Origin of the sequence: Bradyrhizobium sp. SZCCT0231 (assembly GCF_018130245.1) — a bacterium.
GTDB classification, from domain to species: Bacteria; Pseudomonadota; Alphaproteobacteria; order Rhizobiales; family Xanthobacteraceae; genus Bradyrhizobium; species Bradyrhizobium japonicum_F.
Genome location: NZ_JAFCKP010000002.1, coordinates 355583 through 380050, shown reverse-complemented (window position 1 = coordinate 380050; position 24468 = coordinate 355583). Strand labels below are relative to the sequence as shown.

Below are 24468 nucleotides of genomic sequence, written 5' to 3'. Positions count from 1 at the left end.
ACGCTTCGGGCGTTATTGCTCCCCGACCTCCTCCACCTTCGCCCCCAGCGACACCGACTCCCACACCGCCACAACGATCATGATCACGCTGGTTGCGACCGACAGCCAGAGCGGTGACAAATCGGCGGCGAACCAGCTCAGCGTCAGCAGCAGGATGATGCCGATGCCGTGCGAGAGCTGGAGGAAGCCGCGGATCGCGTGCTTGAACAGGATGGTGCCGACCAGGAACACCAATGGGCCGCCGATCGTGCTCACGATCGTGCGGATGTCGGAATGGCCGGTCGGATGCTTCAGCACTAATTCGTCCGAGACCGCGGTCAGGATGATGCCGGCGACGATCGGCATGTGCAGATAGGTGTAGGCGAGCCGCGCCAGACGGCCGGATTCGGCTGACTTGGAGATCCGCTCGGAGCCGGCCTCCGCGCCTTTGTGGAAATAGACCCACCACATCGCGATGGCGCCGACCAGCGCCGAGACGAAGGCGAGAATATTGCTCGCGCTCCACTCCAGTTCAGCGAAGGTCGCGCCGTTGACGACGACGGCCTCGCCGAGCGCGATGATGACGAACAGCGCGCAGCGCTCGGCCATATGGCCGCCTTCGACGGCCCACGCCTCGACCGAGGAAAACCCGAGCTTCGGGACCCAGAAGCGTGCCGCCGGCGAGATGTATTCCCAGGCCACCGCCGCGATCCAGAGCCATAGCCGCGTGTCTCCCTCGCACAAGCCGCCTGCGATCCACAGCACCGCGGAGATCGACAGCCAGGTCAGGATGCGGATCGCGTTGTGCCGCACCGCCATTCGATGCCGCGGCGTTGCGAACAGCCAGAACGCGGTACGTCCGACCTGCATGGTCGCATAGGCAATTGCAAACCACAGGCCACGCCCCTCGAAGGCCGTCGGGATCGTGGTCGACAGCACGAGGCCGCCCAGCATCATCGAAAACAGCAGGAGGCGGACCGGCGTCAGCTCGGGATTGAGCCAGTTGGTGACCCAGGCGGTGTAGACCCACACCCACCACACCGCGAGAAACAGCACCGCGACGTGCACCGCGCCGAGCGGCGTGAAATGGTGCAGCAGCGAGTGCGAGATTTGCGTGACGGCAAAGACGAAGACGAGGTCGAAGAACAGCTCGGCATTGGTGACGCGGCTGTGCTGGTTCGGCACGATGACGCGAAACATCGCGCCGCGCGGGTTGTCCGCAGCCATCATCGTCCTCTTGGCGCGATCAGGTCAGGTACCGGGTACGCCGGTTTGCAGCGCCAGCGCGTGCAGGACGCCCCCCATCTGGCCGCGCAGGGACTGATAGACGATCTGGTGCTGCTGGACGCGCGACTTGCCGCGGAAGGATTCCGAGATCACGGTCGCGGCATAGTGGTCGCCGTCGCCGGCGAGGTCACGGATGGTCACCTCGGCATCGGGGATCGCTGCCTTGATCATCGCCTCGATATCGTGGGCGTCCATGGGCATTCGGGTCTTGCTCCTTCTGGTCCAAGCGTTTTCTGGTCCAAGCGTTCGAATCGCGGCCGGGGTCCCCTCACCGGCAGGCTCAAACTTAGCGTGAACGGCCTTCTAGGTCACGTCTTCCGGCACTATATCCGTGATCCCACCAGGATAAAGGCACGACAAAGTGCCGCGCGCGGCAGATTGATCGAAAAGGCGTGAAATCATGAAGCTTCCAGGGCCCGACCACCCCATCACCATCACCCCCAATCCCCGGCGCGTCCGTGTGACCGCAGGCGACATCGTGATCGCCGAGACCGGCAAGGCGCTGACCCTGAAGGAGGCCAAATACCCGGCGGTGCAATATGTGCCACGAGAGGACACCAACATGGCCCTGCTGGAGCGCACCGACCGTGTCACCCACTGCCCGTACAAGGGGGACGCGAACTATTACAGCGTCAAGGCCGACGGCAAGACGCTGGACAACGCAATCTGGACCTACGAGACGCCTTTCCCAGCGATGAGCGAGATTTCCGGCCATCTCGCCTTCTACCCGGACAAGGTGAAGATCGAGGAAGTGGGGTAAGCCGCTTCCGTCATGGCCGGGTTTATCCCGGCCATCCACGTTCTTTGATTGCCACGGATAGGAAAGGCGTGGATGCCCGGGTCAAGCCCGGGCATGACGATTGAGCTTGTTGCGGAAAGCCCGGCTACGCCCTGAAGATCGTGAGCCCAGGACCAGCAGCACCAGAAAGATCACGACGAAGACGTAGAACAGGAAGCGGGCGATGTCGGCGGAGGCGGCCGAAATGCCGGTGAAGCCGAGCACGCCGGCCACGATCGAGACAAGTGGGAAGATCAGCGCCCATCTCAGGATTGTCATCGCCGGCTCCGAACGGCCGCCCGCGGCTTGTCGCGGCCCTCACGCCCTTTTTGTCGAACGCTGACTTCGCTGCGCGGAACTGGTTCCTGATGGCGCCGGGGCTGACCTATGGCATAAGCTGCCCTTGCTGAATCGAGTTCCCGGCGGCACAGTCCAGCCGGGATCAGGAACGCGATCGGGGCGGTACGATGACGATGTCACATTCAGCGACGATCGGCGCAGAGGTGCATGCCGCGCCGAAGAGCACGGCGCGCAATTTGGCGATCGATCGCGCCCGCACCTTCCTGACTCTGGTGGTGCTGCTGCATCACGCGGTGATCCCCTATACTTATTTCGGTCATACCGATCCGAAGTACTTCCTCGGCTTCGACATGATCGTGCTCGCCACCGACAGTTTCTTCATGGCGATGTTCTTCTTCCTGTCGGGACTGTTCGCCTGGTCCGGCATCGCCCGGAAGGGAGCGCGGAGCTATTTGGCAGATCGCCTGCTTCGGCTTGGCTTACCCTTCGCGATCTGCGCCTTTACGGTCATTCCGGTCGCCTACTACGCGATCTCCCTGCGGCATCATCCCGAGATCGGCTTTTCGGAATTCTGGTGGAATATGGTCACCAAGGGCCCGTGGCCGAGCGGGCCGATTTGGTTCCTTTGGGTCTTGTTCGCCTTCGACCTGGTTGCCTGCCTGCTGCACCGGCTGTCGCCCAATCTGCTCGATCCGATCAATCGCCTCTCGCTACACGGTCGCCGTCGGCCCGCCGTGTTCTTCGCGGTCATGCTCGCCGTCACCGCGGCGTTCTACATTCCCGGGCGGGTTCACTTCGGAGCAAACAGTTGGTTCGAGTTCGGGCCGTTCTCGGTCCAGCACGGGCGCGTGATGCTCTACGCGACCTACTTCTTTTTCGGTGCCGGCATCGGCGTTGCGCAAATGGATCGCGGGCTGCTCGCTGTCGACGGCCGCATGGCAAAGGTCAGCTGGGACTGGATGGTGCTGGCGATCGTTCCGTATTGCCTCTTGTGGGTGCTGATCTTCATCAAGCGCGAAATACTGGGCAACCCGTCGCCGTTGCCGGACTGGTATGAAGCGCTCTATGCCATCTGCTTCACTGTCTTCAGCGTGGCCGTCATGTTTCTGATCCTGGCCTTTTTCCAGAGGTTCAAGCAATCAGGCTCAGCCAAGCTGCTCGATCCAATGCAGGGCGACGCGTACGGCATGTTCCTGGTGCACTATCCGTTCGCACTATGGCTGCAATACTGGCTGTTCGACTATGACCTGCCGGCGATCGTCAAGGCCACGATCGGCTTTGTACTGACAGTCGCGGCGAGCTGGGCGCTGACGCGAGCGTTGCGGCAGATCCCGGGCGCCTCGCGCGTATTGTGAGGCCAGGCCTCTCGTCACTGTGAAATCCGTAGCCCGGATGGAGCCAACGGGTCGGCGCGAAGCGCCGCCCGATGACAGGCTCCGCGCAATCCGGGGTCTTGCCACAAGTGATAGCGGTCCCGGATTACGCTTATGTTCCATCCGGGCTACGAGTCTGGGTTCGCGGGAGCGCCTTACGCCGCCTTGCCGCCCATATACTCCGGCAGCCAGCGCTCGAACGATTTGCGCAAGCTGTCGATCGTAACCGGCGCCTCGCCCGCGATCGCGATCGCATCGCCGCCGGTGGTGCCGATCCGCACGCAGGGCACCTCGCAGCCGCGCATCTTGGCGAGCACGCGGCCGGCTTCCGCTTCCGGAACGGTGACGAGATAGCGCGCCTGGTCCTCGCCGAACCAATAGGCCTGCGACACCAGCGCGGTGGGCGCTGCGAGCAATTTAGCGCCGATGCCGCCTGCCATCGCCATCTCGGCGAGCGCGATCAGGAGACCGCCGTCGGACAGGTCGTGCACGGCCGTTGCGGTGCCCGCATGGATCATGCCGCGCACGCAATCGCCGTTGCGCTTCTCAGCAGCGAGATCGACCGGCGGCGGCGCTCCCTCCTCGCGGCCGCAAATGTCGCGCAAATACACGGACTGGCCGAGCCAGCCATGGGTCTCGCCGACCAGCAGGATCGCCTCGCCCTCGGCCTTGAAGGCGAGCGAAGCGGATTTGGTGAAATCGTCGAGCAGACCGACGCCGCCGATCGAGGGCGTCGGCAGGATCGCGCGGCCGTTGGTCTCGTTGTAGAGCGAGACATTGCCCGACACGACCGGGAAATCGAGCGTGCGGCAGGCTTCCGAGATGCCCTTCAGGCAGCCGACGAACTGGCCCATGATCTCGGGCCTTTCAGGATTGCCGAAGTTGAGATTGTCGGTGATCGCGAGCGGCTTGCCGCCGACCGCGGTGATGTTGCGCCAGGCTTCCGCCACCGCCTGCTTGCCGCCCTCGAACGGATCGGCCTCGCAATAGCGCGGCGTGACGTCGACGGTCAGCGCCAGGCCCTTCGGCCCGTCCTGCACGCGCACCACGGCCGCATCGCCGCCGGGACGCTGCATGGTGTTGCCGAGGATGACGTGGTCGTACTGCTCCCAGACCCAGCGCTTGGAGCACATGTCCGGCGTGCCGATCAGCTTCTCCAGCGCAGGCCCGAGGCCCATCGGCGCCGGCACGTCGCGGGCATGCACGATCGGCAGCGCGGCGGAGGGGACATGCGGGCGGTCATAGACCGGCGCCTCGTCGCCGAGCTCCTTGATCGGCAAATCGGCCATGACGTCGCCGCCATGCTTGACCACGAAACGCTTGCTCGGCGTGGTGTAGCCGACAATCGCGAAATCGAGCCCCCACTTCGTGAAGATCTCCTCGGCTTCCTTCTCCTTCTCCGGCTTGAGCACCATGAGCATGCGTTCCTGGCTCTCCGAGAGCATCATCTCGTAGGCGCTCATGCCGGTCTCGCGGGTCGGCACGGCATCGAGATCGAGGTCCACGCCGAGATCGCCCTTGGCGCCCATCTCGACCGCCGAGCAGGTCAGGCCGGCCGCGCCCATGTCCTGGATCGCGATGACGCAGCCCTTCTCCATGATCTCGAGACAGGCCTCGAGCAGCAGCTTCTCGGCGAAGGGATCGCCGACCTGCACGGTCGGGCGCTTCTCCTCGGACTTGTCGTCGAACTCGGCCGAGGCCATCGAAGCGCCGTGGATGCCGTCGCGGCCGGTCTTGGAGCCGAGATAGACGATCGGCATGTTCACACCGGAGGCCGCCGCATAGAAAATCTTGTCGGCGTCGGCGAGGCCCACCGCCATGGCATTGACGAGGATGTTGCCGTCGTAGCGGGTGTGGAAGCGCACCTGCCCGCCCACCGTCGGCACGCCGAAGGAATTGCCGTAGCCGCCGACGCCCGCCACCACGCCGGAGACGAGATGCCGCGTCTTCGGGTGCTCGGGCGCGCCGAAGCTGAGCGCATTGAGGCAGGCGATGGGACGTGCGCCCATGGTGAAGACGTCGCGCAAGATGCCGCCGACGCCGGTGGTTGCGCCCTGATACGGCTCGATATAGCTCGGGTGGTTGTGGCTCTCCATCTTGAAGACCACGGCCTGGCCATCGCCGATGTCGATCACACCGGCGTTCTCGCCGGGGCCCTGGATCACCCAGGGCGCCTTGGTCGGCAGGCCGCGCAAATGGATGCGCGAGGACTTGTACGAGCAATGCTCGTTCCACATCGCCGAGAAGATGCCGAGCTCGGTGAAGGTCGGCTCCCGCCCGATCAGCTTCAGGATGCGCTCATACTCGTCGGGCTTGAGCCCGTGGGCGGCAACCAGTTCGGGGGTGATCTTGGGTTCATTCTTCATGGATTCGAGGCTTTCGGCGGCGGTTGGCCGTTCTTAGGAACATCGGACGGCTTCGAAAAGCCCTTTATGGCGCATTTTCCCGCTGTCCCACGTTTTGCGCCCGCAGGAACAGGAATTGCACGGCGCGAACGGATCGGATTTAAGGACTAAAGACCCGCAATTGAAGGCCTATTTCCTTGCACGAATTGACCAAAGCGCCCCCGCCGCGCCGCCCCGACCTCCATGTCGCGACAGAGGGGGAATTCACGGGCTGGCGGACCTGGATTCGCGACAGTTTTGAGTCCCATGTCGGCCCCTTCTGGCACCGGATCGAGGCGGATGGCAGCGTCCGCAGCGCCTTCCGGGTCGAGAAAAAGCACCTCAACGGCTCCGGCAACGTCCATGGCGGCTGCTACATGGCCTTTGCCGACTACTCCCTGTTTGCGATCGCCACCCATGTCCTGGACAGCCGGGCGGTGACGACCAATTTCGCCTGCGAATTCCTCGATGCGGCACGCGAGGGCGAGCTGATCGAATGCACCGGCGAGGTCAGCCGCGCCGGCGGTTCGCTGATCTTCCTGCGCGGCAAGATGATGTCCGGCGAGCGGCTGCTGCTCACTTTTTCCGGCACGATCAAGCGGATGAAGCGGAAGGCGCTACCTCAGCCAAACGCATAGCTCGGCGCCTTCCCTTTTCGGGTCCCCTCGCCCAGACTTCCCGGCAAGCGCTTGTGCGCCGGGGAGCAGAACAAGGTGCCGCAGAGCACATCCGAGGCGGGTCGCGCGACGGCGGCCGCATCAACGCCGTTGCCGTCCATGGCCGCCAAAGGTGCACGCAACTGGCGCGACTATGCGCTACTGCTCGCGCTGGCCTGCTGCTGGAGCTCGACCTATCCGCTCGCAAAACTCGCGCTGGATACGATCCCGCCCATCACCTTCATCTCGGCGCGCTCGCTGATCGCGGCCGCCTTTCTGTTCGCGATCCTGTGGATGCGCGGCACCAGGATCCCCACCGACGCGAAAGCCTGGAAGCTGTTCGCGACCCAGCAATTGATCAACTCGACCTTCCCGTTCCTGATCATCACCTGGTCGCAGCAATATGTGCCGGCCTCGAACACGGTGGTGCTGGCCTCGACCACGCCGATCTTCGCCTTCCTGATCACCTCGCTGATCACCCGGCACGAGCCGGCGACGCTGCTCAAGCTGGCCGGCGCGATCCTCGGCCTTGCCGGCACGATTCTCATCGTCGGCCTCGATGCGCTGCGCGGCCTCGGCAGCGAGATCATCGCGGAGATCGCGATCCTGCTCGCCACCATCTCTTTTGCCTGCGCGACCATCTTCGGCCTCCGCCTGTCCGAATACGATCCGATGGTGGTGGCAGCCGGCTCACTCTTGTTCGGCGGCCTCGTGCTGCTGCCGCCGGCGCTGATCATCGACCAGCCCTGGACGCTGCACCCGACGTATCAGGCCATCACCGCCACCATCGTCATGGGCATCGTGTCGAGCGCGCTAGGCCTGATGCTGTTCTACGTGTGTCTCGGCCGGCTCGGCACGCTGACCACCAACGCGCAAGGCTATCTGCGCATCCCGATCGGCGTCGGGCTGTCAGTGCTGCTGCTCGGCGAGAGCGTGCCGTCGAACCTCGCGCTGGGGCTATTGTTGGTGATGGCCGGCGTTGCGGCGATGACGGTGCCGGCGGAGCGGTTGAAGCTACGGTGAGCGGAACGAGATTTGGTTGGATCGATGCGAGCCGAGAGCTCGGATCACCTCTCCCGCTTGCGGGCAGGGCTATCGCATATGACTTGTTGCGGCGGCCTGCGCGCACGCCTCGTCCTTCGAGACGGCGCTGACGCGCCTCGTCTCCATCACGCACGGTCAAACCGCCTTGCGCAGCAATCCACTCGCCAGCTCTCGAAACGCATCAACGGCCTTGTTCAGCACGCTCTTGGGATCGTCGGCTGCCGCGACCCATAATGCGGCGCTGAGCGCAGCGCCGTTCAGCAGCCGCCCCGCCGCTTCGACGTCGACCGGCTTCACGACCCCTTCCTCGATCAGCGCGCGGATCGTTCGCATGGTAATGTCGAGACAGGCGTTCTCGCCGGGCCATTTGGAGGGATCGCCGAGCACGGCAGGTCCATCGAGAAGTATGATGCGCTGGATCTCGGGCTCGAGCGCCATTTCGATATAAGCGCTCCCCTCCGCGAGCAGGCCTTGCCACAAGGTGGGCGCTTGCTCGCGAACGATGCGGAGCCGCTCCGCCATTTCGCCGTCGATCTGCTCGACGACGGCCCAGAGCAGCCCCTTCTTGTCTTCGAAGTTGTGATACAGCGCGCCCCGCGTCAGACCGACGGCGGCAGTCAGCTCGTCCATCGACGCGTCTGCATAGCCCTGTGTGGCAAATGCCTCGCGCGCGGCGCGGATGAGCTTGGCCCGATTTTCCGCCATGGCCGCGGCGCGCTTTCCCTTTGCCATGCCTGATCCCTATTGACATACGCCTCGTATGTGAGTGATATCTCACATACGAGGCGTATATGAAAAACCCGTGAGACGCCACTGGCGGCCCCACGTCCCGCCACTCTCCATCGCTTGATTGAAAGGCTCCTGCCATGCCCCAGCGAGAGGCAATCTTTCCCGCGAACCGCCACGCGCTGTATCAAGCGCATCGGTACTCCGCGGCGATCCGCTCCGGCGACCTGCTCTTCGTCTCGGGGCAGGTCGGCAGTCGCGAGGACGGCTCACCCGAGCCGGTGTTCGAGGACCAGGTCCGGCGCGCGTTCGCCAATTTGCGCGCCGTGCTCGAAGCCGGCGGATGCACGTTGGACGATGTCGTCGACGTCACCACATTCCACACCGATCCGGCGAGCCAGATCGAGACGGTGATGGCCATTCGCGCCGCGGAGATCGGCGGAGCGCCCTATCCGAACTGGACGGCCGTTGGTGTGAATTGGCTTGCCGGCTTCGACTTCGAGATCAAGGTCATCGCCCGCATTCCTGCGCTTCAGTAAAGCCTTCCGCCGGCCGTCAGCAGGGCGCGCCTGACTACTTGGCGTCGTCGGCCAGCATCTTCCGATATTTTTCGACGTCGCGCGTCACGAGCTTTTGCAGCACCTCGGGCGTGTGCTCATCGGAATCGGGGGCAACGGTCGACAGATCGGCGAAACGCTTCTTCACCGCATCAGTCTCCACAGCCGTGCGCGCAGCGGCATTCAGCTTGGCGATCACGGCCTGCGGCGTGCCCTTGGGCGCGAACAGGCCGTTCCAGCCCTGTGCCTCGAATTCAGGCAGGCCGGCCTCAGCCGATGTCGGCAGATCCGGCAGCGTGGCGAGCCGAACGGTCGAGCCGACCACCAGCCCCTTCACCAGCTTCTCGTTGATCGCCTGCGAGACGGAAGCCGCCGCATCGCAGACGCCGTCGATCTGGCTGCCGACCGCATCGGTCAGCGCAGGGGCTGCGCCGCGATAGCCGACCAGCGTCGCGTCGATCCCGGCCGCGGTGACGAAGCTCTTGCAGATCAGATAGTTCGAGGAGCCGACGCCGGCATGGCCGAGATTGATCTTGCCCGGATTGGCCTTGGCGTAGGCGATGAACTCCTTGAGGTCCTTCGCCGGAAAGTCCTTGCGCAGCGCGATGATGCCGAACGTCTTCGCCACCATGGCGATCGGCACGAAGGATTCAGGGGTGAACGGCAGTTTTGGATAGATCGTGTAGGTCGCGGCATTGGTGCCGGCATTGCCGATCGCGATGGTGTAACCGTCGGGCTCGGCGCGGGAGGCGCGCGCCAGCGCGGTCGAACCGCCGGCACCGGCCACATTCTCGATCACGATGGTCTGGCCGAGCGCGATGCCCATCTGCTCGGCGACCGTGCGCGCGATCACGTCCGAGGTGCCGCCGGCCGCGAACGGCACGATCATGGTGATCGGACGCTTTGGAAAATCCTGTGCGAGCGCAGCGGTCGCGAACGACACCGCCGCAATCGCGGCGAACGTCCGCTTCAACACCAGCGAGATCACGCGGCTTTTTCCAGATGCTGGACGAGGCCGGCGAACAGGCCGCGGCCGTCGGTGCAGCCCATGATGTCTTCGACGTGGTTTTCCGGATGGGGCATCATGCCGAGCACGTTGCCCCCGTCGTTGACGATGCCGGCGATCGAATGTGCCGCGCCGTTGATATTGGCGGCCTCGTCGACCACGCCGTCGGCGGAGCAGTAGCGATAGAGCACCCGCCCCTCGCCTTCGAGCCGCTTGATGGTCTCCTCGTCCGCCTCGTAATTGCCCTCGCCATGGGCGACCGGCACGCGGATCACCTGACCGGCATTGTAGCCGCGGGTGAACGGGGTATCGGAGCGCTCGACGCGCAGATGCACGTCGCGGCAGATGAATTTCAGCCGCGCATTGCGCATCAGCACGCCCGGCAGCAGGCCGGACTCGCAGAGGATCTGAAAACCGTTGCAGACGCCGAGCACAAGCCCGCCCTTGCCCGCATAATCGCGCACCGCATCCATCACCGGCGCACGCGCGGCGATTGCGCCGCAGCGCAGGTAATCGCCGTAGGAGAAGCCGCCGGGCACGACCACGAGATCGGTGCCAGCGGGCAGCGACGTCTCGGCGTGCCAGACCATCGCCGGCTCGCTGCCGGAGATCAGCCTCAATGCGCGCGCCATGTCGCGCTCACGGTTGATTCCGGGAAAGACGAGGATGGCGGCTTTCATGGCAGAGGTTCCGACGAGGCTGGGAATCGAGGCTGGCCAACGGGCCAATTCGCGAAGAGACATAACCATTTGACGCAGAATTTACCAGTGCTAGCGTTGCGGAGTGCCCTTGTACACAGGCCATAGCCACTCGCATTTGGCTGCTCGATTTGCCCGGGATTGAAGCCATGAACGTCCCGTCGCTGCCCGCATCCCCTTCCGAACCGGTGTCCATCGAGGGCGTCGTCGCTGCCGGCGCCTATGTCGACGGCCGCCGCGTCGCCAACATCGCCATCAGCGAGGCCTCGAGCTGGCGGGCCAAGCCCGGCCACGTGGTCTGGATCGGGCTGCACGAGCCCGACATGGCGCTGCTCGGCGCGGTGCAGAAGCAGTTCGATCTGCACGAGCTCGCCATCGAGGACGCCAACCACGCCCACCAGCGGCCGAAGATCGAGCAATATGGCGAGGCCCTGTTCATCGTCGCGCGCACGGCGCAATTGATCGAGGGCCGGATCGCCTTCGGCGAGACCCACATTTTCGTCGGCGACGGTTATCTTGTCTCGGTGCGCCACGGCGCTTCGACGTCCTACACGCCGGTGCGCGAGCGCTGCGAAAGCTGCCCGCGAGCGCTCGCGCGCGGCGAGGACTACATCCTCTATGCCATCCTCGATTTCATCGTCGACAACTACTCGCCCGTGCTGGAAAGCATTCACGAAGAGATCGAGGAGATCGAGGACGACGTGCTCGCGCACGCGATCACCAAGACGCAGATCGAGCGGCTCTACATGCTGCGCCGTGACCTGTTGCGGCTCCGCAATGCGATCGGGCCGCTGGTGGAGGTCTGCCGCCGGCTCGAGCACGATGAGCTGTCGATGGTGCGCGCGACGATGCAACCCCTGTTCCGCGACGTCACCGACCATGTCCGCAACATCCAGGAGCGCATCGATTCCATGCGCGAGGTGCTGGCCTTCGCCTTCGAGGCGAGCCTCTTGGTCGGCCAGGCCCACGAGACGGCGGTGTCCAAGAAGCTCGCGTCCTGGCTCGCCATCATCGCGATCCCGACCGCGCTCGCCGGCATCTACGGCATGAACTTCAAGCACATGCCGGAGCTGGAATGGGAGTACGGCTACTTCATGCTGCTCGGCATGATGCTGACGGCATGCGGCGCACTGTACTGGCGTTTTCGGCGCGTGGGGTGGCTATAGGATGCTGGCTCGATCCTATCGGACAGGCATCTCGTTCAGTTCAAGCCTGCGCTCGATACGGTCAAGCCGACCCTCATGCCTCACCAAAGTGGCATGAACCGCCGCGATCTCCTGAAAGACACTCGTGACATCCTGGCGAGCGGCATTTTGGGACGTTCGCAACGCCAGAATTTCCTGCTTCACCTCGTCGATCTTGCCATCGACCTGCGCCAGTCGCGCCTGCATCGATTTCAACACCTCGAACGTGAGCTCGGCCGTCACGTCGGGCATTTGGCCTGTTCCTTATGCTTTCATCTCGATCGCATAATTCTCGATCACGGTGTTCGCCAGCAGCTTGTCGGCGGCTTCCTTCAGCGCGGCTTCCGCCTTGGCCTTGTCGGCGCCGGCGAGCTCGATGTCGAACACCTTGCCCTGGCGGACGCTGGCGACGCCGTCGACGCCGAGCGACTTCAGCGCGCCTTCGATGGCCTTGCCTTGCGGATCGAGGATGCCCGTCTTCAGGGTAACGGTGACACGTGCCTTCACGTCAAAAACCCCTTTAGCTCTTCACCAGCACCGGGCCGGAGCCCGCCGGACGCTCGTTCTCCATGAGAATGCCGAGGCGTTTTGCGACTTCGGTATAGGCCTCGAGCAGGCCGCCGAGGTCCCTGCGGAAACGGTCCTTGTCGAGCTTCTCGTTCGACTTGATGTCCCACAGGCGGCAGCTATCGGGCGAGATCTCGTCGGCGACGATGATCCGCATCATCTCGTTCTCGAACAGCCGGCCGCACTCCATCTTGAAGTCGACGAGACGGATGCCGATGCCGAGGAAGAGGCCGGTGAGGAAGTCGTTGACGCGGATGGCGAGCGCCATGATGTCGTCGATCTCCTGCGGCGTCGCCCAGCCGAAGGCGGTGATGTGCTCTTCCGACACCATGGGGTCGTTGAGCTGGTCGTTCTTGTAGTAGAATTCGATGATCGAGCGGGGCAGTTGCGTGCCCTCCTCGATGCCGAGACGCTGCGACAGCGAGCCGGCGGCAACGTTCCGCACCACCACCTCGAGCGGCACGATCTCGACCTCGCGAATCAACTGCTCGCGCATGTTGAGGCGGCGGATGAAATGGGTCGGCACCCCGATGTCGTTAAGATGCTGAAACAGGTACTCCGAGATCCGGTTGTTGAGGACACCCTTGCCCTCAATCACCTGATGCTTTTTCGCATTGAACGCGGTGGCGTCGTCCTTGAAGTGCTGGATCAGGGTACCGGGCTCGGGGCCTTCGTAAAGAACCTTTGCCTTGCCTTCATAAATGCGACGCCGACGGCTCATGGGGATGTACCGTGTTTTGTTGAAATCCATGAAATTGGTGTGCTCCGGGTTGACTAGGATTACGACCCACAGCGGAGCTGCCGTGAACGGCTGGGAACCCATCCATAACCCAAGGAAACCTCAAGGAAACAGAACAGGAACCAAGCCTTTAGGCAACCTATCCGATTGGCTGTCCCAGCACAATCGATCCGGCCGTCCGGCGCCAACTTATACCGTCTTGCCTGCGGCTTAACGGCCCGTTGTTTTGCCGATTCGTGCTATCTATGTAGGCATGCAGCCGGGTCGCCGCAACGGAAGGCTCCCGCGCCATTCAGCAGGAGATTTGGAACAAGGCATGAGCGAGATCAGCAAGCGCGAGGAAGGCTTTGAGAAGAAGTTCGCCCTCGACGAGGAGCAGAAGTTCAAGGCGGAGGCCCGCCGCAACCGGCTGCTCGGCCTGTGGGCGGCCGAAAAGCTCGGCATCACCGGCGACGCCGCCACCGCTTATGCCAAGGAGGTGGTCGCGTCGGATTTCGAGGAGGCCGGCGATGCCGACGTCCTGCGCAAGATTACGGCCGATTTCGCCGCCAAGAACGTCGCCGTCACCGAGCAGGCGATTCGCACCAAGATGAGCGAGCTGCTCGCGGTGGCCGCCGCCGAGGTGAAGGCGGGGAAGTAATACGTTCAGGCCCGACGCCGGCGCGCAACGACCTTGCGCGCCGGCGATCTTTTTGGGCTACCCCGGATCTTTGAGACGTCGGCCGTGGCGTAGTCGCGGCGGATGGTCTCAAGCAGGCGCTGAGCGGCGGCACTCAGGAAGCCGCCGCGACGAGTCACCAGGACGATGTGCTGGTCTGCGGCAAGATCGCCGACGGTGATCGTCGAGATCGCTCCTGCACGCAGCTCCTCCACCACGTGGCTCTGCGCCAATACCGCAAGGCCGAAGCCGGCCTCCACCAGCCGCTTCTGCGCGGTGAGGCTGTCCACGGCCGTCCATTCCACGTCGCCGAGCCCTTGCGTCAGGAACAGCGCGAACACGTGAGCCGCGGCGATTTCGCGCCGCCCGCGAGTCTCCGGGAATGCAATCCAGCGTTCGCCGCGAAGCTCGGCGAGGCGCTTCACGCGGCGTCCGGCCAGGGGATGATCGGACGCACAGACGACCTGCAACGCCTCGCGCAGCACCAGCTCGCAGGCGAGGTCGCCGGCGCGGTCGGTATTGTAGCGCAGGCCGATCGTGGCCTCGCCGCGCCGGATGAGATCGCTGACCTCGGCGCTGGTCGCGGTCCGCAAGGTCAGCGCGACGGCCGGATTCTCCCTCGCAAACCGCTTCATGATGCCCGACAGGCGGCCGTCGGCCAGCGTGCCGGTCACGGCCAGCGAAACCGGCCCCGCATTCTGCTTGGTCAGCGCACGTACCGCCTGTTCGGCGTCCTGTGCCGCCGCGACGGCGCGCTCGGCATAGGGGATCAGCACACGCCCGGCATCGCTGAGCCGCGTGCGGCCTGCCACCCGCTCGAACAGCGGCACGCCGAGCTCCTGCTCCAGCAGGGCGATGCGGCGCGAAATCGCCGGCTGCGAGCGGTGCAGGAATTTCGCGGCATTCGAGATCCCGCCCCTGCGATGAATGGTGAGAAAGGTGTTGAGGGCGTCGCTGTCCATCCCGAACTCATGCAAAAAACTGATGATGCTGGAAAGAATAACAAATTTGGCGGATGACGCGAATGCGCCTAAGGCTGCCTGGAGCGACAACAAAGAGGTGAGCCATGACGAGCCAGTTGGACAAGGCGACGGCGTTTCGCGCGCTGCACGCGCGACCGGGGGCCTTCATCATTCCCAATCCATGGGATGCCGGTACGGCCAAGCTGCTCGCGGCGATGGGCTTCGAGGCCCTGGCGACCACGAGCCTCGGGGTGGCCAACATGCTCGGCAGCAGCGGCGTCGGTCTCGACGTCATCCTCGCCAACGCGCGCGCGATCGTCGAAGCCACCGACCTGCCGGTCAGCGTGGACCTCGAGAATTGCGGCGCAGACGAGCCGAGGCGCGCCGCCGAAGCGATACGGCGTGCCGCCGAGGTTGGCGCGGTCGGGGGCTCGATCGAGGATTTCAGCGGCGACCGCGATCGCCCGATCTACGACTTCTCCCATGCCGTCGAGCGCGTCCAGGCCGCCGTCGAAGTGGCGCGCGCGCTGCCAATTCCGTTCACGCTGACGGCGCGGGCCGAGAACTTCCTGCACGGCCGCAAGGACCTCGACGACACGATCCGCCGCCTGCAGGCCTTCGAGGCCGCGGGTGCCGATGTCCTGTATGCGCCCGGCCTGTACGATCTCGCCACGATCCGGACGGTCGTCGCCTCGCTCGGCAAGCCCTTCAACCACGTGATGGGCTTTGCCGACCCGACGCTGACGGTCGGGCAATTGTCCGCCGCCGGCGTCAAGCGCATCAGCGTCGGCGGGGCCATGTCGCGCTACGCGCTCGCCGCGTTCCTGAATTGCGCACGCGAGATGAAGGACAAGGGATCCTTCACCTATGTTCGCGAGATGGCACCGATCAAGGAGTTGCGCGACGCCTTCGCGTCGGTCAGCCCTCCTTGAAGCCGTATTCCGGCACGTTGCCGCTGGCGCCGTAATATTTGTACGGCAGGAACTTGCCGCTCATGGTGATCTTGACGCGGTCGCCCTTGGGGTTGGCAACACGTTCGAGCGCCATGTCGAAATCGATCGCCGACATGATGCCGTCGCCGAACTCTTCCTCGATCAGCGCTTTCCAGGCCGGGCCGTTCACCATCACCATCTCGTAGAAACGATAGATCAGGGGATCAGTCGGCGGCATCGGCGTGCCGGTCCCGCGCATCGGCACCTCGTTGAGCATCGCAACTTCGGCCTTCGACAGGCCGAACAGCTCGCCGGCATTGGCGGCCTGCGGCTTGGTCAATTTCATCTGGCCCATGATCGCGCCGACGATCAGCACTTCGGAATAGCCGCCGATCTTTTCGCAGATATGTTTCCAGCTCCAGCCCTTCTCGCGCTTGATGTCGAGCAGTTTTTCGGTGAGGTCTTCGCGCTTCATGTTGGCGTCTCCTTGTTAGGCACTCAATCCGGGATTTGTCCCCGGCATCCAGGTCTGTCGTGGCTCTTCGCCGTTTGATGCGATCGAGAGGCCGGGCTTGCCGATATGCACGACGGGTACGTTGCGCGGATCGTGATCCGGCTTTTCAGTGGTGAAGGTCTTGCTGCGCGTCACCAGGAAATCGATGATGTGGTTGCGCAGCGCGTAGTACAGCGGATGGCGGTGCAGATCGGTGCGGCCACGATCTCGCGGCAGCGGGTTCTCGACCACCTCCGCCAGCACCGCGCCGGGACCGTTGGTCATCAGGAAAATCTTGTCGGCGAGATAGATCGCCTCGTCGACGTCATGGGTGATCATGAACGCGGTCTGCCCGGTCTCGAGGCAGATGCGCCGCACCTCGTCCTGCAGCGTGCCGCGCGTCAGCGCATCAAGCGCCGAGAACGGCTCGTCCATCAACATCATCTTCGGCGTGATCGACAGCGCCCGCGCGATGCCGACGCGCTGCTTCATGCCACCCGACAGCTCCGACGGACGCTTGTGCTCGGAGCCGGAGAGACCAACGAGATCGATGAAGGTCTGCGCATGCGCCCTCACCTTGGCGCGATCCCAGCTGCGCCATTTCGAGCTCACGGCATAGGCGACGTTGCCGAGCACGGTGCGCCAGGGCAAGAGCGCGTGGCTCTGGAAGATCACCGCGCGGTCGAGGCTGGTCCCCGAGATCGCCTGCCCGTCGACGATGACGGCGCCCTCGCTCGGCGCATCGAGGCCGGCGAGGATGTTGAGCACCGTGGTCTTGCCGCAGCCGGAATGGCCGATCACGCAAGCGAACTCGCCGCGCTTCATCGAGAGCCAGAGGTTCTCGAACACGGTGGTCGTCGCGCCGCCGGCGCCGGGATAGCGCTTGGCGATGGCTTCGATGGAGATGAACTTGTCCGTCATGGCCCCTACTCCGGAAACGTGACCATGCGCGTGAAGCGCGCGAGGATCTGGTCGAGCAGCATGCCGACGACCCCGATCAGCAGGATCGCGATGATGACGTTGGTGATCGACAGATTATTCCACTCGTTCCAGACGAAATAGCCGATGCCGGTGCCGCCGACGAGCATTTCGGCCGCGACGATCACGAGCCAGGCGATGCCGATCGAGATGCGCATGCCGGTCAAGATCGTCGGCGCCGCTGCCGGCAGGATCACGGTGAAGGCGCGCCTGACGGTGCCGACCTCCAGCGTGCGCGCCACGTTGACCCACTCCTTGCGCACGCTGGCAACGCCGAACACCGTATTGAGCAGCATCGGCCAGATCGAGCAGATGAAGATGACGAAGATCGCCGAGATCGAGGAATCCTTGATGGTGTAGAGCGCCAGCGGCATCCAGGCCAGCGGCGAGATCGGCTTCAAGACCTGGATGAAGGGATCGAGCGCCTTGCTCAGCAGCGGCGACATGCCGATCAGAAAGCCGAGCGGGATCGCGACCAGCACGGCCAGCAGATAGCCAGTGCCGACGCGCGCAATGGAATAACCGAGCTGGATGCCGAGCCCCTTGTCGTTCGGCCCATTGTCGTAGAACGGACGCTTCAGATGCTCCCAGAGTTTTGCGCCGACATCGAGCGGCCCGGGCATCGCCGATTTGCCCTGCGTCGCAGTCAGGCCCATCAGCTTGGCGTATTCCGGGCTCATCGTCGTCACCGGCGCAGTGGAGCGCGTGGCGAGATGCCAGATGCCGAGGAAGGCGGCCAGCAGCGCGATCGAGACGAGGCCGGCGCGGAGACGGAGGGAGGTGTTCATCTTGCATATCCCCGGTATCGTGTCCCGGGCCCGGCGCAGCGCTCCCGGCGATGCGAAGCATCGTCCGGTGCGATGCGACGAAGAACCGGGACCCATGCGGCACGACTGGGTCCCGGCTCTGCGAAGCAGCACGCCGGACGATGCTTCGCATCGCCGGGAGTGCTGCATCGCGTCCGGGACACAAGAGCGCACCTCTTCACGACGCCTTCCTGATCTTGAAGCTCGCCAAATAATCCTCCGGCTTGGCCGGGTCGAACGTCTTGCCCATCACCGCGAATGATTTGTAAGCGCTCGCCGGCGGCGACAGGCCCATCTCGGTCATCAGCTTCTTGGTGTCGGTGGCGAGATAGACCTGCTCGGCAACCGCCTTGTAGTCGACGTCGCCCTTGATCTGGCCCCAGCGCTTCATCTGCGTCAGCATCCACACCGCGAAGGACTGCCAGGGGAACGGATCGAAGTCGACGCGCTTGGCATCGGTCTTCACCCCGCCGAGGCCGTCGGCATAGGTGCCGGTCAGGACCTGCTCCAGCACCGTGACCGGCGCGTTGATGTAGTTCGCCGGCGCGATGGCTTCTGCGATCTGCTTACGGTTCTCGGCCTTCGACGCGTAGGCGGTGGCATCGACGATCGCCCGCGTCAGGGCCGCGAAGCTGTTCGGCGCTGATGTGATGAACTCCTTGCTCGCAGCAAAGCTGCAGCAGGGATGGCCGTCCCAGATCTCCTTCGACAGCAGATGCATGAAGCCGACGCCGTCATAGATCGCGCGCTGGCAGATATTGTCGGGCGCAAGGAAGCCGTCGATGTTGTCGGCGCGCAGATTGGCGACCATCTCCGGCGGCGGCACCGAGCGCAGCTGCACGTCGGTGTCGGGGTCGAGGCCGGCTTCCGCGAGATAATAGCGCAGCAGGTAATTGTGCATGGAATAGTCGAAGGGAATGGCGAATTTCAGGCCCTTCCAGTCCTTCGGATCGCGCTTGTCCTTGTGCTTGGTCGCCAGCACGATGCCCTGCCCGTTGATGTTCTCGATCGCGGGCACCGCGAACGGAATGGCATTGGCACCGAGGCCGAGCGAGATCGCGATCGGCATCGGCGCCAGCATGTGGGCTGCGTCGTATTCCTTGTTGATGGTCTTGTCGCGGATCACGGCCCAGCCGGCGGTCTTCACCACTTCGACATTGAGGCCGTGCTTGGCATAGAAGCCCATCGGCGCCGCCATGATGATCGGCGTGGCGCAGGTGATCGGAATGAAGCCGACCTTGAGGTCCTTCTTCTCGGGCGCGCCGGTCTGCGCGAACACTTCGGTCGCCGTCTTGAGCGGAAAGAACTGCGAGAGCGCGGCCAGTGCGGTGGATGCACCGACCGACTTCAGGAATGCGCGCCGCGCCACATCCTGCGGAAACATCGCGCGCATCACCGCGGAGGCAACCACGCCCTCGTAGCGCTTCTCTTCGCTTTCGACCGGCTCGCAACGCAGCGCCGCGGCCTGCTCGTGCTCCGCCACAGAACGATGCTGGCCGCAGGCACAGCCGGCTCGAAGGTTGCGATCGGGATCAAACGGATTGTCGAACGTGGACATCAGCCCTCCTGCGCGTCATTGCTAGGAGCAATTACGCAAGGAGCATGCCACCGCGTCCCGAGCGGGCAGAGCCTTGATGACGCAGCACTTTCGCCCGCGCTTGGCCGCTACGAAAACTCGTGATAAACGAATTTTCGTAGTTCAATTACGAGATTTCGCAATGGCATCGACGCCAATGTCCATCCACGATGATGTGGCTCCCGCCATCGACCCGCGTATCGCGGCGTTCGAATCCTCCGTCGAGGCGACGCTTCTGGTCGATCCCTATGGCGACCAGATCGTCGATGCCAATCCCGCCGCCTGTGCTCTGCTCGGCTACGACCGCGCCCTGCTGCGGCAGACCCGGGCCAGCACGCTCCACGCCGGCGAGCTTGCCGCCCTCACCGTCTTCACCCAGGCCGTGCTGCACAAGGGCGCCTACTGGACCACGGCGCTCAATCCCCGCCATGCGACGGGGCAAAATCTCCAGCTCGAATATGCCGGCTGCCTGCTGCCGCATGACGGCCGCACGCTGCTGCTGCTGACGCTGACCGATCTCGAAGCGCGCCGCCGGCGCAATGTCGATGCCGCCGCCGAAGACCACATGCGCGGCGGCATCTCGACCTGGCAGCGGGTCGAGCGCGTGTTCCAGGACATCGAGCGCGAGAACCAGCTGATCCTGCGCGCCGCCGGCGAAGGCATCTATGGCGTGAATGCGGAAGGCAAGACCACCTTCGTCAATCCCGCGGCGGAGCGGATGCTCGGCTGGACCGCCGAAGAGCTGGTCGGCAAGGAGATCCACCCGATCGTCCACCACACCCATCACGACGGCCGGCACTACCACAACCACGACTGCCCGATCTATGCGGCGTTCCGCGACGGCGCCGTGCACCAGGTGGATGGAGAGGTGTTCTGGCGCAAGGACGGCTCGCCCGCCTGGGTCGAATACACCTCGACCCCGATCCGCGATCGCGGCGTCGTGGTCGGCGCCGTCGTGGTGTTTCGCGACGTCAGCCAGCGCCGCGAGGCCGACGAGAAGCTGCATGCGGCGCTTGCCGAGGTCGATCGCCTGCGCGAGCGGCTGGAGCTGGAGAACGCCTATCTCCAGGAGGAAATCCGCATCGAGACCAATCCGCGCGGCATCATCGGCCAGAGCGAGGCGATCCAGAAGACGCTGCGGCAGGTCAAGCTGGTGGCGCCGACGACGGCGGCGGTGATGATCAACGGCGAATCCGGCACCGGCAAGGAGCTGATCGCGCGCGCCATCCACGAGGACTCCACCCGCAGCGACCGGCCGCTGATCCGCGTCAACTGCGCCGCGATCCCGCGCGAATTGTTCGAGAGCGAGTTCTTCGGCCATGTCCGCGGCGCCTTCACCGGGGCAACCCGCGACCGTATCGGCCGTTTCGAGCTCGCCGACGGCGGCACGCTGTTCCTCGACGAGGTCGGCGAGATTCCGCTCGAACTGCAAGGCAAGCTGCTGCGCGTGTTGCAGGAGGGTCATTTCGAGCGCGTGGGACAAGAACGCACGCGCGCGGTCGATGTCCGCGTCATCGCCGCGACCAATCGCGATCTCAAGCAGGAGGTCCAGCGCGGACGTTTCCGCGAGGACCTCTATTTCCGCCTCAACGTGTTTCCGATCGAGACGGTGCCCCTGCGCGAGCGGCGCGAGGACATCCCGCTGCTCGCCCAGCATTTTTTGACGCGCGAGAGCAAGGCGCTGAAATCGAATTTGCGCCTGTCGGAGGGCGATGCGCGACGGCTGACCCGCTACGACTGGCCCGGCAATGTCCGCGAACTGCAGAACGTGATCGAGCGCGCCGCGATCCTGTCCCAGAACGGCCGCCTGCGCATCGATCTGCCTGACGCCTCCGGCGCGCAAGCGCCTAGCGGTGCCGCCCGCCAGAAGGTCGACGCGCGGCCTGCGATCATGACGTCATCCGAAATGCGCGACCACGAGCGCGCCAACATTCTCGCCGCGCTCGAAGTCTGCGCCGGAAAAGTCTTCGGCCCCGGCGGGGCGGCCGAGATACTCGACATCAAGCCGACCACGCTGGCCTCGCGGATCAAGGCGCTGGGAATTGCGCCTCGTCCGCGGGCCCTCGGTTAGCGCGCGCTCACGCCGCCTTGGTCGTGACACCCGCTGCGATCGGCAGGCCCTGCTCGATCGGCAGCGAGGGATCGCGCGACCATTCGTTCCAGGAGCCGAAATACATCCGCACGTCCTTCACGCCGGCGTTCTTCAGCGCCAGGAAGGTGTTCGAGGCCCGCGCGCCCTTGAAGCAGTAGAGATAGACCGGCGTGGTCTGCGAGATGCCGACGGTGGCGCATTCCGCAAGAATCTCGTCCTTGGACTTGAAGCGCGGGCCCTCGGCGGTCGGCTTCATCATCCGATACCATTCCAGCCACACCGCGCCGGGGATGCGGCCCTTGCGCGGGCAGAAATCCTTGCCGTACGGGGACGAGCTGTCGCCGATCCACTCGTCGACGTCGCGCACGTCGAGGATCGCGATGCCGGGCTTGCCGACGGCGGCGAGCATGGTCTTGGCATCGATCAGGATCTCGCCCGCCTCGGGCACGATTCCGAACGACGCCTTCGCCGGCGCCGGAACATCCTTCGTCACCGGAAAACCCGCGGCCGACCAGGCATCGAAACCGCCATGCAGCACCTTCACCTTGGGATAGCCGAGCATGGTGAGGAGATAGTAGCCGCGGCAGGACTGGCCGAAGCCGGAATTCATCGACTGCTCGTAGATGACAGCCGTTTCCTTGCCGGAAAGACCGGCGCCGCCGAACGCATCGGCGAACTTCGTCTTCAGCTCGGCCATGCCCTCGGGCGTGGAGGTCGCCAGGAACGTGAAAATCTCGTGCACGTTGACGGCATTGGGCAGATGGCCGGCGGCGTAGGCGTCGGGATTGCGGGTGTCGATGACGACACACGGCTCAGTCTTCAAGAGATCGGCGAGTTCGACGGCAGTGATCAGAACGTCAGTCATGGCAGCCTCTCCGTTGAGGTTGGGGGTCTCTAGGGTCGTCGTCTTGGGGTGGACTCGTAGAACTCAGGCATCGGCGAGCATCTTGCGCAGCTGCTTGGTGGCCGGCGTGACGATCGCGACGAAATAGGCCTCGCGCAGACGCCGCTGCGCGCGGTGGCTTTTGAGGTAGCCGCGCGCGCCACAATGCAGCATCGCTGCATGCGCCGCCGCGACGCTGGCTTCGCCGGCGCGCAGCCGCAGCGCGATCACCTTGCGCCAGTAAGTTTCCTCCTCGTTGTAGGGATCGCGCGCCAGCGCCATGGTCTCCGTCTCGAGCTCGGCGGCGAGGTCGCGGAAATGCACCGGCTGCTGCGGCAGATAGCGGTTGATGTGCCCGAGCGGATTGTCGACCTCGTCCATGATGCTGATGCAGTCCTTGATCAGGCCGAGCGCCATGCCGGCCTGGAGCAGGATGAAGCCGGCGCGGATCTTCTTGACGAAGGGCCCGGCGGGATCGGCGAGGATCAGCTCGTCAGGGATAAAGGCGTTGCGGAACTGCACGCCATAGGTGCCGGTGCCGTCCATGGCGAGGAACGGCTTGCACGGCGTCAGCGTGATCGCCGGGTCCGAGCAATCGGCCAGGAACATGACAGTGCCCGGCTCGTCCTCACGCTCGAAAATGGTGCCGAAATAATGGTCGGGGCCGAGATTCGAGACCCAGGGCAGCGCGCCGCGCACGATATAGCCGCCCTCGACCTTGCGCCCCTTCAGCTTCAGCTTCTCGATGCCGAAGAAGCTCTTCATGGGATTGGAGAGACCGGTGCCGCCGAGCACGCGCCCCGTCGAGAAGGCATCGCCGAAGCGTTTGGCCAGCTTCAGATTGGTCGAGTTCGCCGCGTACCAGACCAGCGTGTTCTGGCACCAGGCCATGAAGGCCGTCCCCCCGCAGACCTCCCCAATCGCCGCCGTCGCCTGGATCGCGCAGCGCAGATCGGCCGGGCCTTCGTGAGGCACGTGACTGCCCCACGCCCCGACCGCACCGAGCTTGCGCAGCACCTCGGCCGGATAGACCGATCCGTCATCGATGCCGGCGGCAAGCGGCGCGAGCTGCTCGCGCGCGATCCGCGCCACCTCGCCCGCAATGGACGGTGCGGGCTGATCCAGAACTTCGGCCCGCGATAAAGCCAGTGAACCCATGATCGTCTCCCGCACCTTGTCCTGATTGCCGTCTGCTAGATACCGACCTCGAGATTGACCGGGCGGGTGAAGGTGTTGGCTACCGGCGACCACTTCTTCACATGGGCGACCAGCGCGTCGATCTCGTCCGGCGAGATGCCCTCGCATTCCATGTCGACCTTGACGCGGACATCGGTGAAGCCGACCGGCTTGTCGGAGACATCGCCGGTGCCCCAGACCGCGGTGATGTTGAGATCGCCTTCGAGCTCCAGCTCGAGCTTGTTGACGATCCAGCCGCGGTGCACGGCATTGGCGTGCAGGCCGACCGCAAGGCACGAGCCGAGCGCGGCAAGCGAGGCTTCCGACGGATTGGGCGCGGTGTCGTCACCCAGCAGTCCGGGCGGCTCGTCGACGATGTAGGGTGGCAGGTTGCGGATGTAGTTGGCGTGACGGAACTTTCCTTCCGCGACCGTCTTGCACTTCAAGGTCTTGACGACCTTCGGATTGGCCTTGCCGCTCGCGATCAGTTGCTCGAGGCCATTCTTGTCGATGGGCGCGAGGCACCCCGTCAGCACTGTCTTTTGAACGACGGCAGTCATCAGTCTTCTCCCTGGCAGAAGTGGAAATCGGTAGGATACCGAACGGTCTGTTTCCTTGCATGGAGCGTGCCAGT

The 24468-nt window shown here is 64.5% G+C and carries 26 protein-coding genes and 1 pseudogene; 9 read left to right on the top strand and 18 right to left on the bottom strand.

Annotated elements, in window-relative coordinates:
- Positions 1-12: 12 nt before the first annotated feature.
- Both JQ566_RS09155 and JQ566_RS09150 read right to left on the bottom strand, forming a co-directional pair.
- A complete protein-coding gene (locus JQ566_RS09155) occupies positions 13-1206 on the bottom strand; it encodes a low temperature requirement protein A (protein ID WP_212371912.1) in 1194 nt (397 codons plus the stop codon).
- A gap of 24 nt (positions 1207-1230) precedes the next feature.
- Positions 1231-1467 carry a BolA family protein gene (locus tag JQ566_RS09150; protein WP_011088461.1) on the bottom strand — a complete coding sequence of 79 codons (237 nt, stop codon included), beginning with the start codon at positions 1465-1467 and terminating at the stop codon, positions 1231-1233.
- A 199-nt stretch (positions 1468-1666) separates the two neighbouring features.
- On the opposite strand from JQ566_RS09150, the gene JQ566_RS09145 reads away from it, so the two are divergent.
- Positions 1667-2026 (top strand): DUF427 domain-containing protein, encoded by a 360-nt coding sequence (locus JQ566_RS09145; protein WP_212371911.1) that lies wholly within the window; start codon positions 1667-1669, stop codon positions 2024-2026.
- Between the two features lie 124 nt (positions 2027-2150).
- Here the strand turns inward: JQ566_RS09145 and JQ566_RS09140 are convergent.
- A pseudogene (locus JQ566_RS09140) lies at positions 2151-2323 on the bottom strand (DUF1328 domain-containing protein).
- Positions 2324-2511: 188 nt separating this feature from the next.
- On the opposite strand from JQ566_RS09140, the gene JQ566_RS09135 reads away from it, so the two are divergent.
- Positions 2512-3699 carry an acyltransferase family protein gene (locus tag JQ566_RS09135; protein ID WP_212371910.1) on the top strand — a complete coding sequence of 396 codons (1188 nt, stop codon included), beginning with the start codon at positions 2512-2514 and terminating at the stop codon, positions 3697-3699.
- Positions 3700-3872: 173 nt separating this feature from the next.
- Here the strand turns inward: JQ566_RS09135 and purL are convergent, their stop codons facing one another.
- Positions 3873-6083, bottom strand: a complete 2211-nt coding sequence (gene purL, locus JQ566_RS09130) for a phosphoribosylformylglycinamidine synthase subunit PurL (RefSeq protein WP_212371909.1) — start codon at positions 6081-6083, stop codon at positions 3873-3875.
- 176 nt (positions 6084-6259) lie between these two features.
- Here purL and JQ566_RS09125 point away from each other — a divergent pair, with 176 nt between their 5' ends.
- The gene (locus tag JQ566_RS09125; RefSeq protein WP_212371908.1) at positions 6260-6739 is read left to right on the top strand and encodes a PaaI family thioesterase; all 480 of its coding nucleotides are present in this window, start codon (positions 6260-6262) and stop codon (positions 6737-6739) included.
- A 75-nt stretch (positions 6740-6814) separates the two neighbouring features.
- The gene (locus JQ566_RS09120) at positions 6815-7780 is read left to right on the top strand and encodes a DMT family transporter (RefSeq protein ID WP_212371907.1); all 966 of its coding nucleotides are present in this window, start codon (positions 6815-6817) and stop codon (positions 7778-7780) included.
- 156 nt (positions 7781-7936) lie between these two features.
- On the opposite strand, the gene JQ566_RS09115 is transcribed toward JQ566_RS09120, so the two are convergent.
- The gene (locus JQ566_RS09115) at positions 7937-8533 is read right to left on the bottom strand and encodes a TetR/AcrR family transcriptional regulator (RefSeq protein WP_212371906.1); all 597 of its coding nucleotides are present in this window, start codon (positions 8531-8533) and stop codon (positions 7937-7939) included.
- A 134-nt stretch (positions 8534-8667) separates the two neighbouring features.
- Between JQ566_RS09115 and JQ566_RS09110 the strand changes: the two genes are divergently transcribed.
- Positions 8668-9066: a RidA family protein gene (locus tag JQ566_RS09110; RefSeq protein ID WP_212371905.1), complete on the top strand. Its 399-nt coding sequence runs from the start codon at positions 8668-8670 to the stop codon at positions 9064-9066.
- A 34-nt stretch (positions 9067-9100) separates the two neighbouring features.
- On the opposite strand, the gene JQ566_RS09105 is transcribed toward JQ566_RS09110, so the two are convergent.
- Positions 9101-10072, bottom strand: coding sequence for a tripartite tricarboxylate transporter substrate binding protein BugD (locus JQ566_RS09105; protein ID WP_212371904.1), 972 nt, complete (start codon positions 10070-10072; stop codon positions 9101-9103).
- Complete coding sequence (purQ, locus tag JQ566_RS09100) at positions 10069-10770, bottom strand: phosphoribosylformylglycinamidine synthase subunit PurQ (protein WP_212371903.1); 702 nt, start codon at positions 10768-10770, stop codon at positions 10069-10071. The genes JQ566_RS09105 and purQ overlap by 4 nt, the downstream gene beginning before the upstream one ends.
- 167 nt (positions 10771-10937) lie before the next feature.
- On the opposite strand from purQ, the gene JQ566_RS09095 reads away from it, so the two are divergent.
- Positions 10938-11954, top strand: coding sequence for a magnesium and cobalt transport protein CorA (locus JQ566_RS09095; protein WP_212371902.1), 1017 nt, complete (start codon positions 10938-10940; stop codon positions 11952-11954).
- Between the two features lie 15 nt (positions 11955-11969).
- Here the strand turns inward: JQ566_RS09095 and JQ566_RS09090 are convergent, their stop codons facing one another.
- Genes JQ566_RS09090 through purC form a run of 3 tightly spaced genes read right to left on the bottom strand, consistent with a single transcriptional unit; the run spans position 11970 to position 13260 of the window.
- Positions 11970-12224: a hypothetical protein gene (locus JQ566_RS09090; RefSeq protein ID WP_212371901.1), complete on the bottom strand. Its 255-nt coding sequence runs from the start codon at positions 12222-12224 to the stop codon at positions 11970-11972.
- A gap of 12 nt (positions 12225-12236) precedes the next feature.
- Positions 12237-12479 (bottom strand): phosphoribosylformylglycinamidine synthase subunit PurS, encoded by a 243-nt coding sequence (purS, locus tag JQ566_RS09085; RefSeq protein ID WP_036012950.1) that lies wholly within the window; start codon positions 12477-12479, stop codon positions 12237-12239.
- A gap of 13 nt (positions 12480-12492) precedes the next feature.
- Positions 12493-13260 carry a phosphoribosylaminoimidazolesuccinocarboxamide synthase gene (gene purC / locus JQ566_RS09080; protein ID WP_008974302.1) on the bottom strand — a complete coding sequence of 256 codons (768 nt, stop codon included), beginning with the start codon at positions 13258-13260 and terminating at the stop codon, positions 12493-12495.
- Positions 13261-13594: 334 nt separating this feature from the next.
- Here purC and JQ566_RS09075 point away from each other — a divergent pair, with 334 nt between their 5' ends.
- Complete coding sequence (locus JQ566_RS09075; protein WP_212371900.1) at positions 13595-13918, top strand: DUF1476 domain-containing protein; 324 nt, start codon at positions 13595-13597, stop codon at positions 13916-13918.
- Positions 13919-13923: 5 nt separating this feature from the next.
- Here the strand turns inward: JQ566_RS09075 and JQ566_RS09070 are convergent, their stop codons facing one another.
- Positions 13924-14898, bottom strand: coding sequence for a LysR family transcriptional regulator (locus JQ566_RS09070; RefSeq protein ID WP_212371899.1), 975 nt, complete (start codon positions 14896-14898; stop codon positions 13924-13926).
- Positions 14899-15002: 104 nt separating this feature from the next.
- Here JQ566_RS09070 and JQ566_RS09065 point away from each other — a divergent pair, with 104 nt between their 5' ends.
- Entirely contained in the window at positions 15003-15830 is an 828-nt protein-coding gene (locus JQ566_RS09065; protein ID WP_212371898.1) for an isocitrate lyase/PEP mutase family protein, read from the top strand.
- Here JQ566_RS09065 and cynS read toward each other — a convergent pair.
- From cynS to JQ566_RS09045, 4 genes are all read right to left on the bottom strand, one after another.
- The gene (cynS, locus tag JQ566_RS09060; RefSeq protein WP_051380595.1) at positions 15817-16305 is read right to left on the bottom strand and encodes a cyanase; all 489 of its coding nucleotides are present in this window, start codon (positions 16303-16305) and stop codon (positions 15817-15819) included. The genes JQ566_RS09065 and cynS overlap by 14 nt on opposite strands.
- A gap of 15 nt (positions 16306-16320) precedes the next feature.
- Positions 16321-17244: an ABC transporter ATP-binding protein gene (locus JQ566_RS09055; RefSeq protein ID WP_212371897.1), complete on the bottom strand. Its 924-nt coding sequence runs from the start codon at positions 17242-17244 to the stop codon at positions 16321-16323.
- A gap of 5 nt (positions 17245-17249) precedes the next feature.
- On the bottom strand, positions 17250-18089 hold the full coding sequence (gene ntrB, locus JQ566_RS09050) for a nitrate ABC transporter permease (protein ID WP_212371896.1): 840 nt from the start codon (positions 18087-18089) through the stop codon (positions 17250-17252).
- A 196-nt stretch (positions 18090-18285) separates the two neighbouring features.
- Positions 18286-19665, bottom strand: a complete 1380-nt coding sequence (locus JQ566_RS09045; protein ID WP_212371895.1) for a CmpA/NrtA family ABC transporter substrate-binding protein — start codon at positions 19663-19665, stop codon at positions 18286-18288.
- A 160-nt stretch (positions 19666-19825) separates the two neighbouring features.
- On the opposite strand from JQ566_RS09045, the gene JQ566_RS09040 reads away from it, so the two are divergent.
- Complete coding sequence (locus tag JQ566_RS09040; RefSeq protein WP_212371894.1) at positions 19826-21754, top strand: sigma 54-interacting transcriptional regulator; 1929 nt, start codon at positions 19826-19828, stop codon at positions 21752-21754.
- A gap of 7 nt (positions 21755-21761) precedes the next feature.
- Here JQ566_RS09040 and JQ566_RS09035 read toward each other — a convergent pair whose 3' ends face one another.
- The 3 genes from JQ566_RS09035 to JQ566_RS09025 form a co-directional block, all read right to left on the bottom strand.
- The gene (locus tag JQ566_RS09035) at positions 21762-22640 is read right to left on the bottom strand and encodes a sulfurtransferase (RefSeq protein WP_212371893.1); all 879 of its coding nucleotides are present in this window, start codon (positions 22638-22640) and stop codon (positions 21762-21764) included.
- A 63-nt stretch (positions 22641-22703) separates the two neighbouring features.
- Positions 22704-23816 carry an acyl-CoA dehydrogenase family protein gene (locus JQ566_RS09030; protein WP_212371892.1) on the bottom strand — a complete coding sequence of 371 codons (1113 nt, stop codon included), beginning with the start codon at positions 23814-23816 and terminating at the stop codon, positions 22704-22706.
- Positions 23817-23851: 35 nt separating this feature from the next.
- Positions 23852-24394 carry an OsmC family protein gene (locus JQ566_RS09025; protein ID WP_212371891.1) on the bottom strand — a complete coding sequence of 181 codons (543 nt, stop codon included), beginning with the start codon at positions 24392-24394 and terminating at the stop codon, positions 23852-23854.
- Between the last annotated feature and the right edge of the window lie 74 nt (positions 24395-24468).

Bases quoted from the DNA above. Each gene is read 5' to 3' on its own strand.
- purQ (WP_212371903.1), bottom strand. From the start codon at position 10,770: ATGAAAGCCGCCATCCTCGTCTTTCCCGGAATCAACCGTGAGCGCGAC.
- JQ566_RS09155 (WP_212371912.1), bottom strand. From the start codon at position 1,206: ATGGCTGCGGACAACCCGCGCGGCGCGATGTTTCGCGTCATCGTGCCG.
- JQ566_RS09145 (WP_212371911.1), top strand. From the start codon at position 1,667: ATGAAGCTTCCAGGGCCCGACCACCCCATCACCATCACCCCCAATCCC.
- ntrB (WP_212371896.1), bottom strand. From the start codon at position 18,089: ATGAACACCTCCCTCCGTCTCCGCGCCGGCCTCGTCTCGATCGCGCTG.
- purC (WP_008974302.1), bottom strand. From the start codon at position 13,260: ATGAGCCGTCGGCGTCGCATTTATGAAGGCAAGGCAAAGGTTCTTTAC.
- JQ566_RS09150 (WP_011088461.1), bottom strand. From the start codon at position 1,467: ATGCCCATGGACGCCCACGATATCGAGGCGATGATCAAGGCAGCGATC.
- JQ566_RS09040 (WP_212371894.1), top strand. From the start codon at position 19,826: ATGGCATCGACGCCAATGTCCATCCACGATGATGTGGCTCCCGCCATC.
- JQ566_RS09035 (WP_212371893.1), bottom strand. From the start codon at position 22,640: ATGACTGACGTTCTGATCACTGCCGTCGAACTCGCCGATCTCTTGAAG.
- JQ566_RS09090 (WP_212371901.1), bottom strand. From the start codon at position 12,224: ATGCCCGACGTGACGGCCGAGCTCACGTTCGAGGTGTTGAAATCGATG.
- JQ566_RS09070 (WP_212371899.1), bottom strand. From the start codon at position 14,898: ATGGACAGCGACGCCCTCAACACCTTTCTCACCATTCATCGCAGGGGC.
- JQ566_RS09045 (WP_212371895.1), bottom strand. From the start codon at position 19,665: ATGTCCACGTTCGACAATCCGTTTGATCCCGATCGCAACCTTCGAGCC.
- JQ566_RS09075 (WP_212371900.1), top strand. From the start codon at position 13,595: ATGAGCGAGATCAGCAAGCGCGAGGAAGGCTTTGAGAAGAAGTTCGCC.
- JQ566_RS09135 (WP_212371910.1), top strand. From the start codon at position 2,512: ATGACGATGTCACATTCAGCGACGATCGGCGCAGAGGTGCATGCCGCG.
- JQ566_RS09095 (WP_212371902.1), top strand. From the start codon at position 10,938: ATGAACGTCCCGTCGCTGCCCGCATCCCCTTCCGAACCGGTGTCCATC.
- JQ566_RS09025 (WP_212371891.1), bottom strand. From the start codon at position 24,394: ATGACTGCCGTCGTTCAAAAGACAGTGCTGACGGGGTGCCTCGCGCCC.
- JQ566_RS09110 (WP_212371905.1), top strand. From the start codon at position 8,668: ATGCCCCAGCGAGAGGCAATCTTTCCCGCGAACCGCCACGCGCTGTAT.
- JQ566_RS09065 (WP_212371898.1), top strand. From the start codon at position 15,003: ATGACGAGCCAGTTGGACAAGGCGACGGCGTTTCGCGCGCTGCACGCG.
- JQ566_RS09115 (WP_212371906.1), bottom strand. From the start codon at position 8,533: ATGGCAAAGGGAAAGCGCGCCGCGGCCATGGCGGAAAATCGGGCCAAG.
- purL (WP_212371909.1), bottom strand. From the start codon at position 6,083: ATGAAGAATGAACCCAAGATCACCCCCGAACTGGTTGCCGCCCACGGG.
- JQ566_RS09055 (WP_212371897.1), bottom strand. From the start codon at position 17,244: ATGACGGACAAGTTCATCTCCATCGAAGCCATCGCCAAGCGCTATCCC.
- JQ566_RS09030 (WP_212371892.1), bottom strand. From the start codon at position 23,816: ATGGGTTCACTGGCTTTATCGCGGGCCGAAGTTCTGGATCAGCCCGCA.
- cynS (WP_051380595.1), bottom strand. From the start codon at position 16,305: ATGAAGCGCGAAGACCTCACCGAAAAACTGCTCGACATCAAGCGCGAG.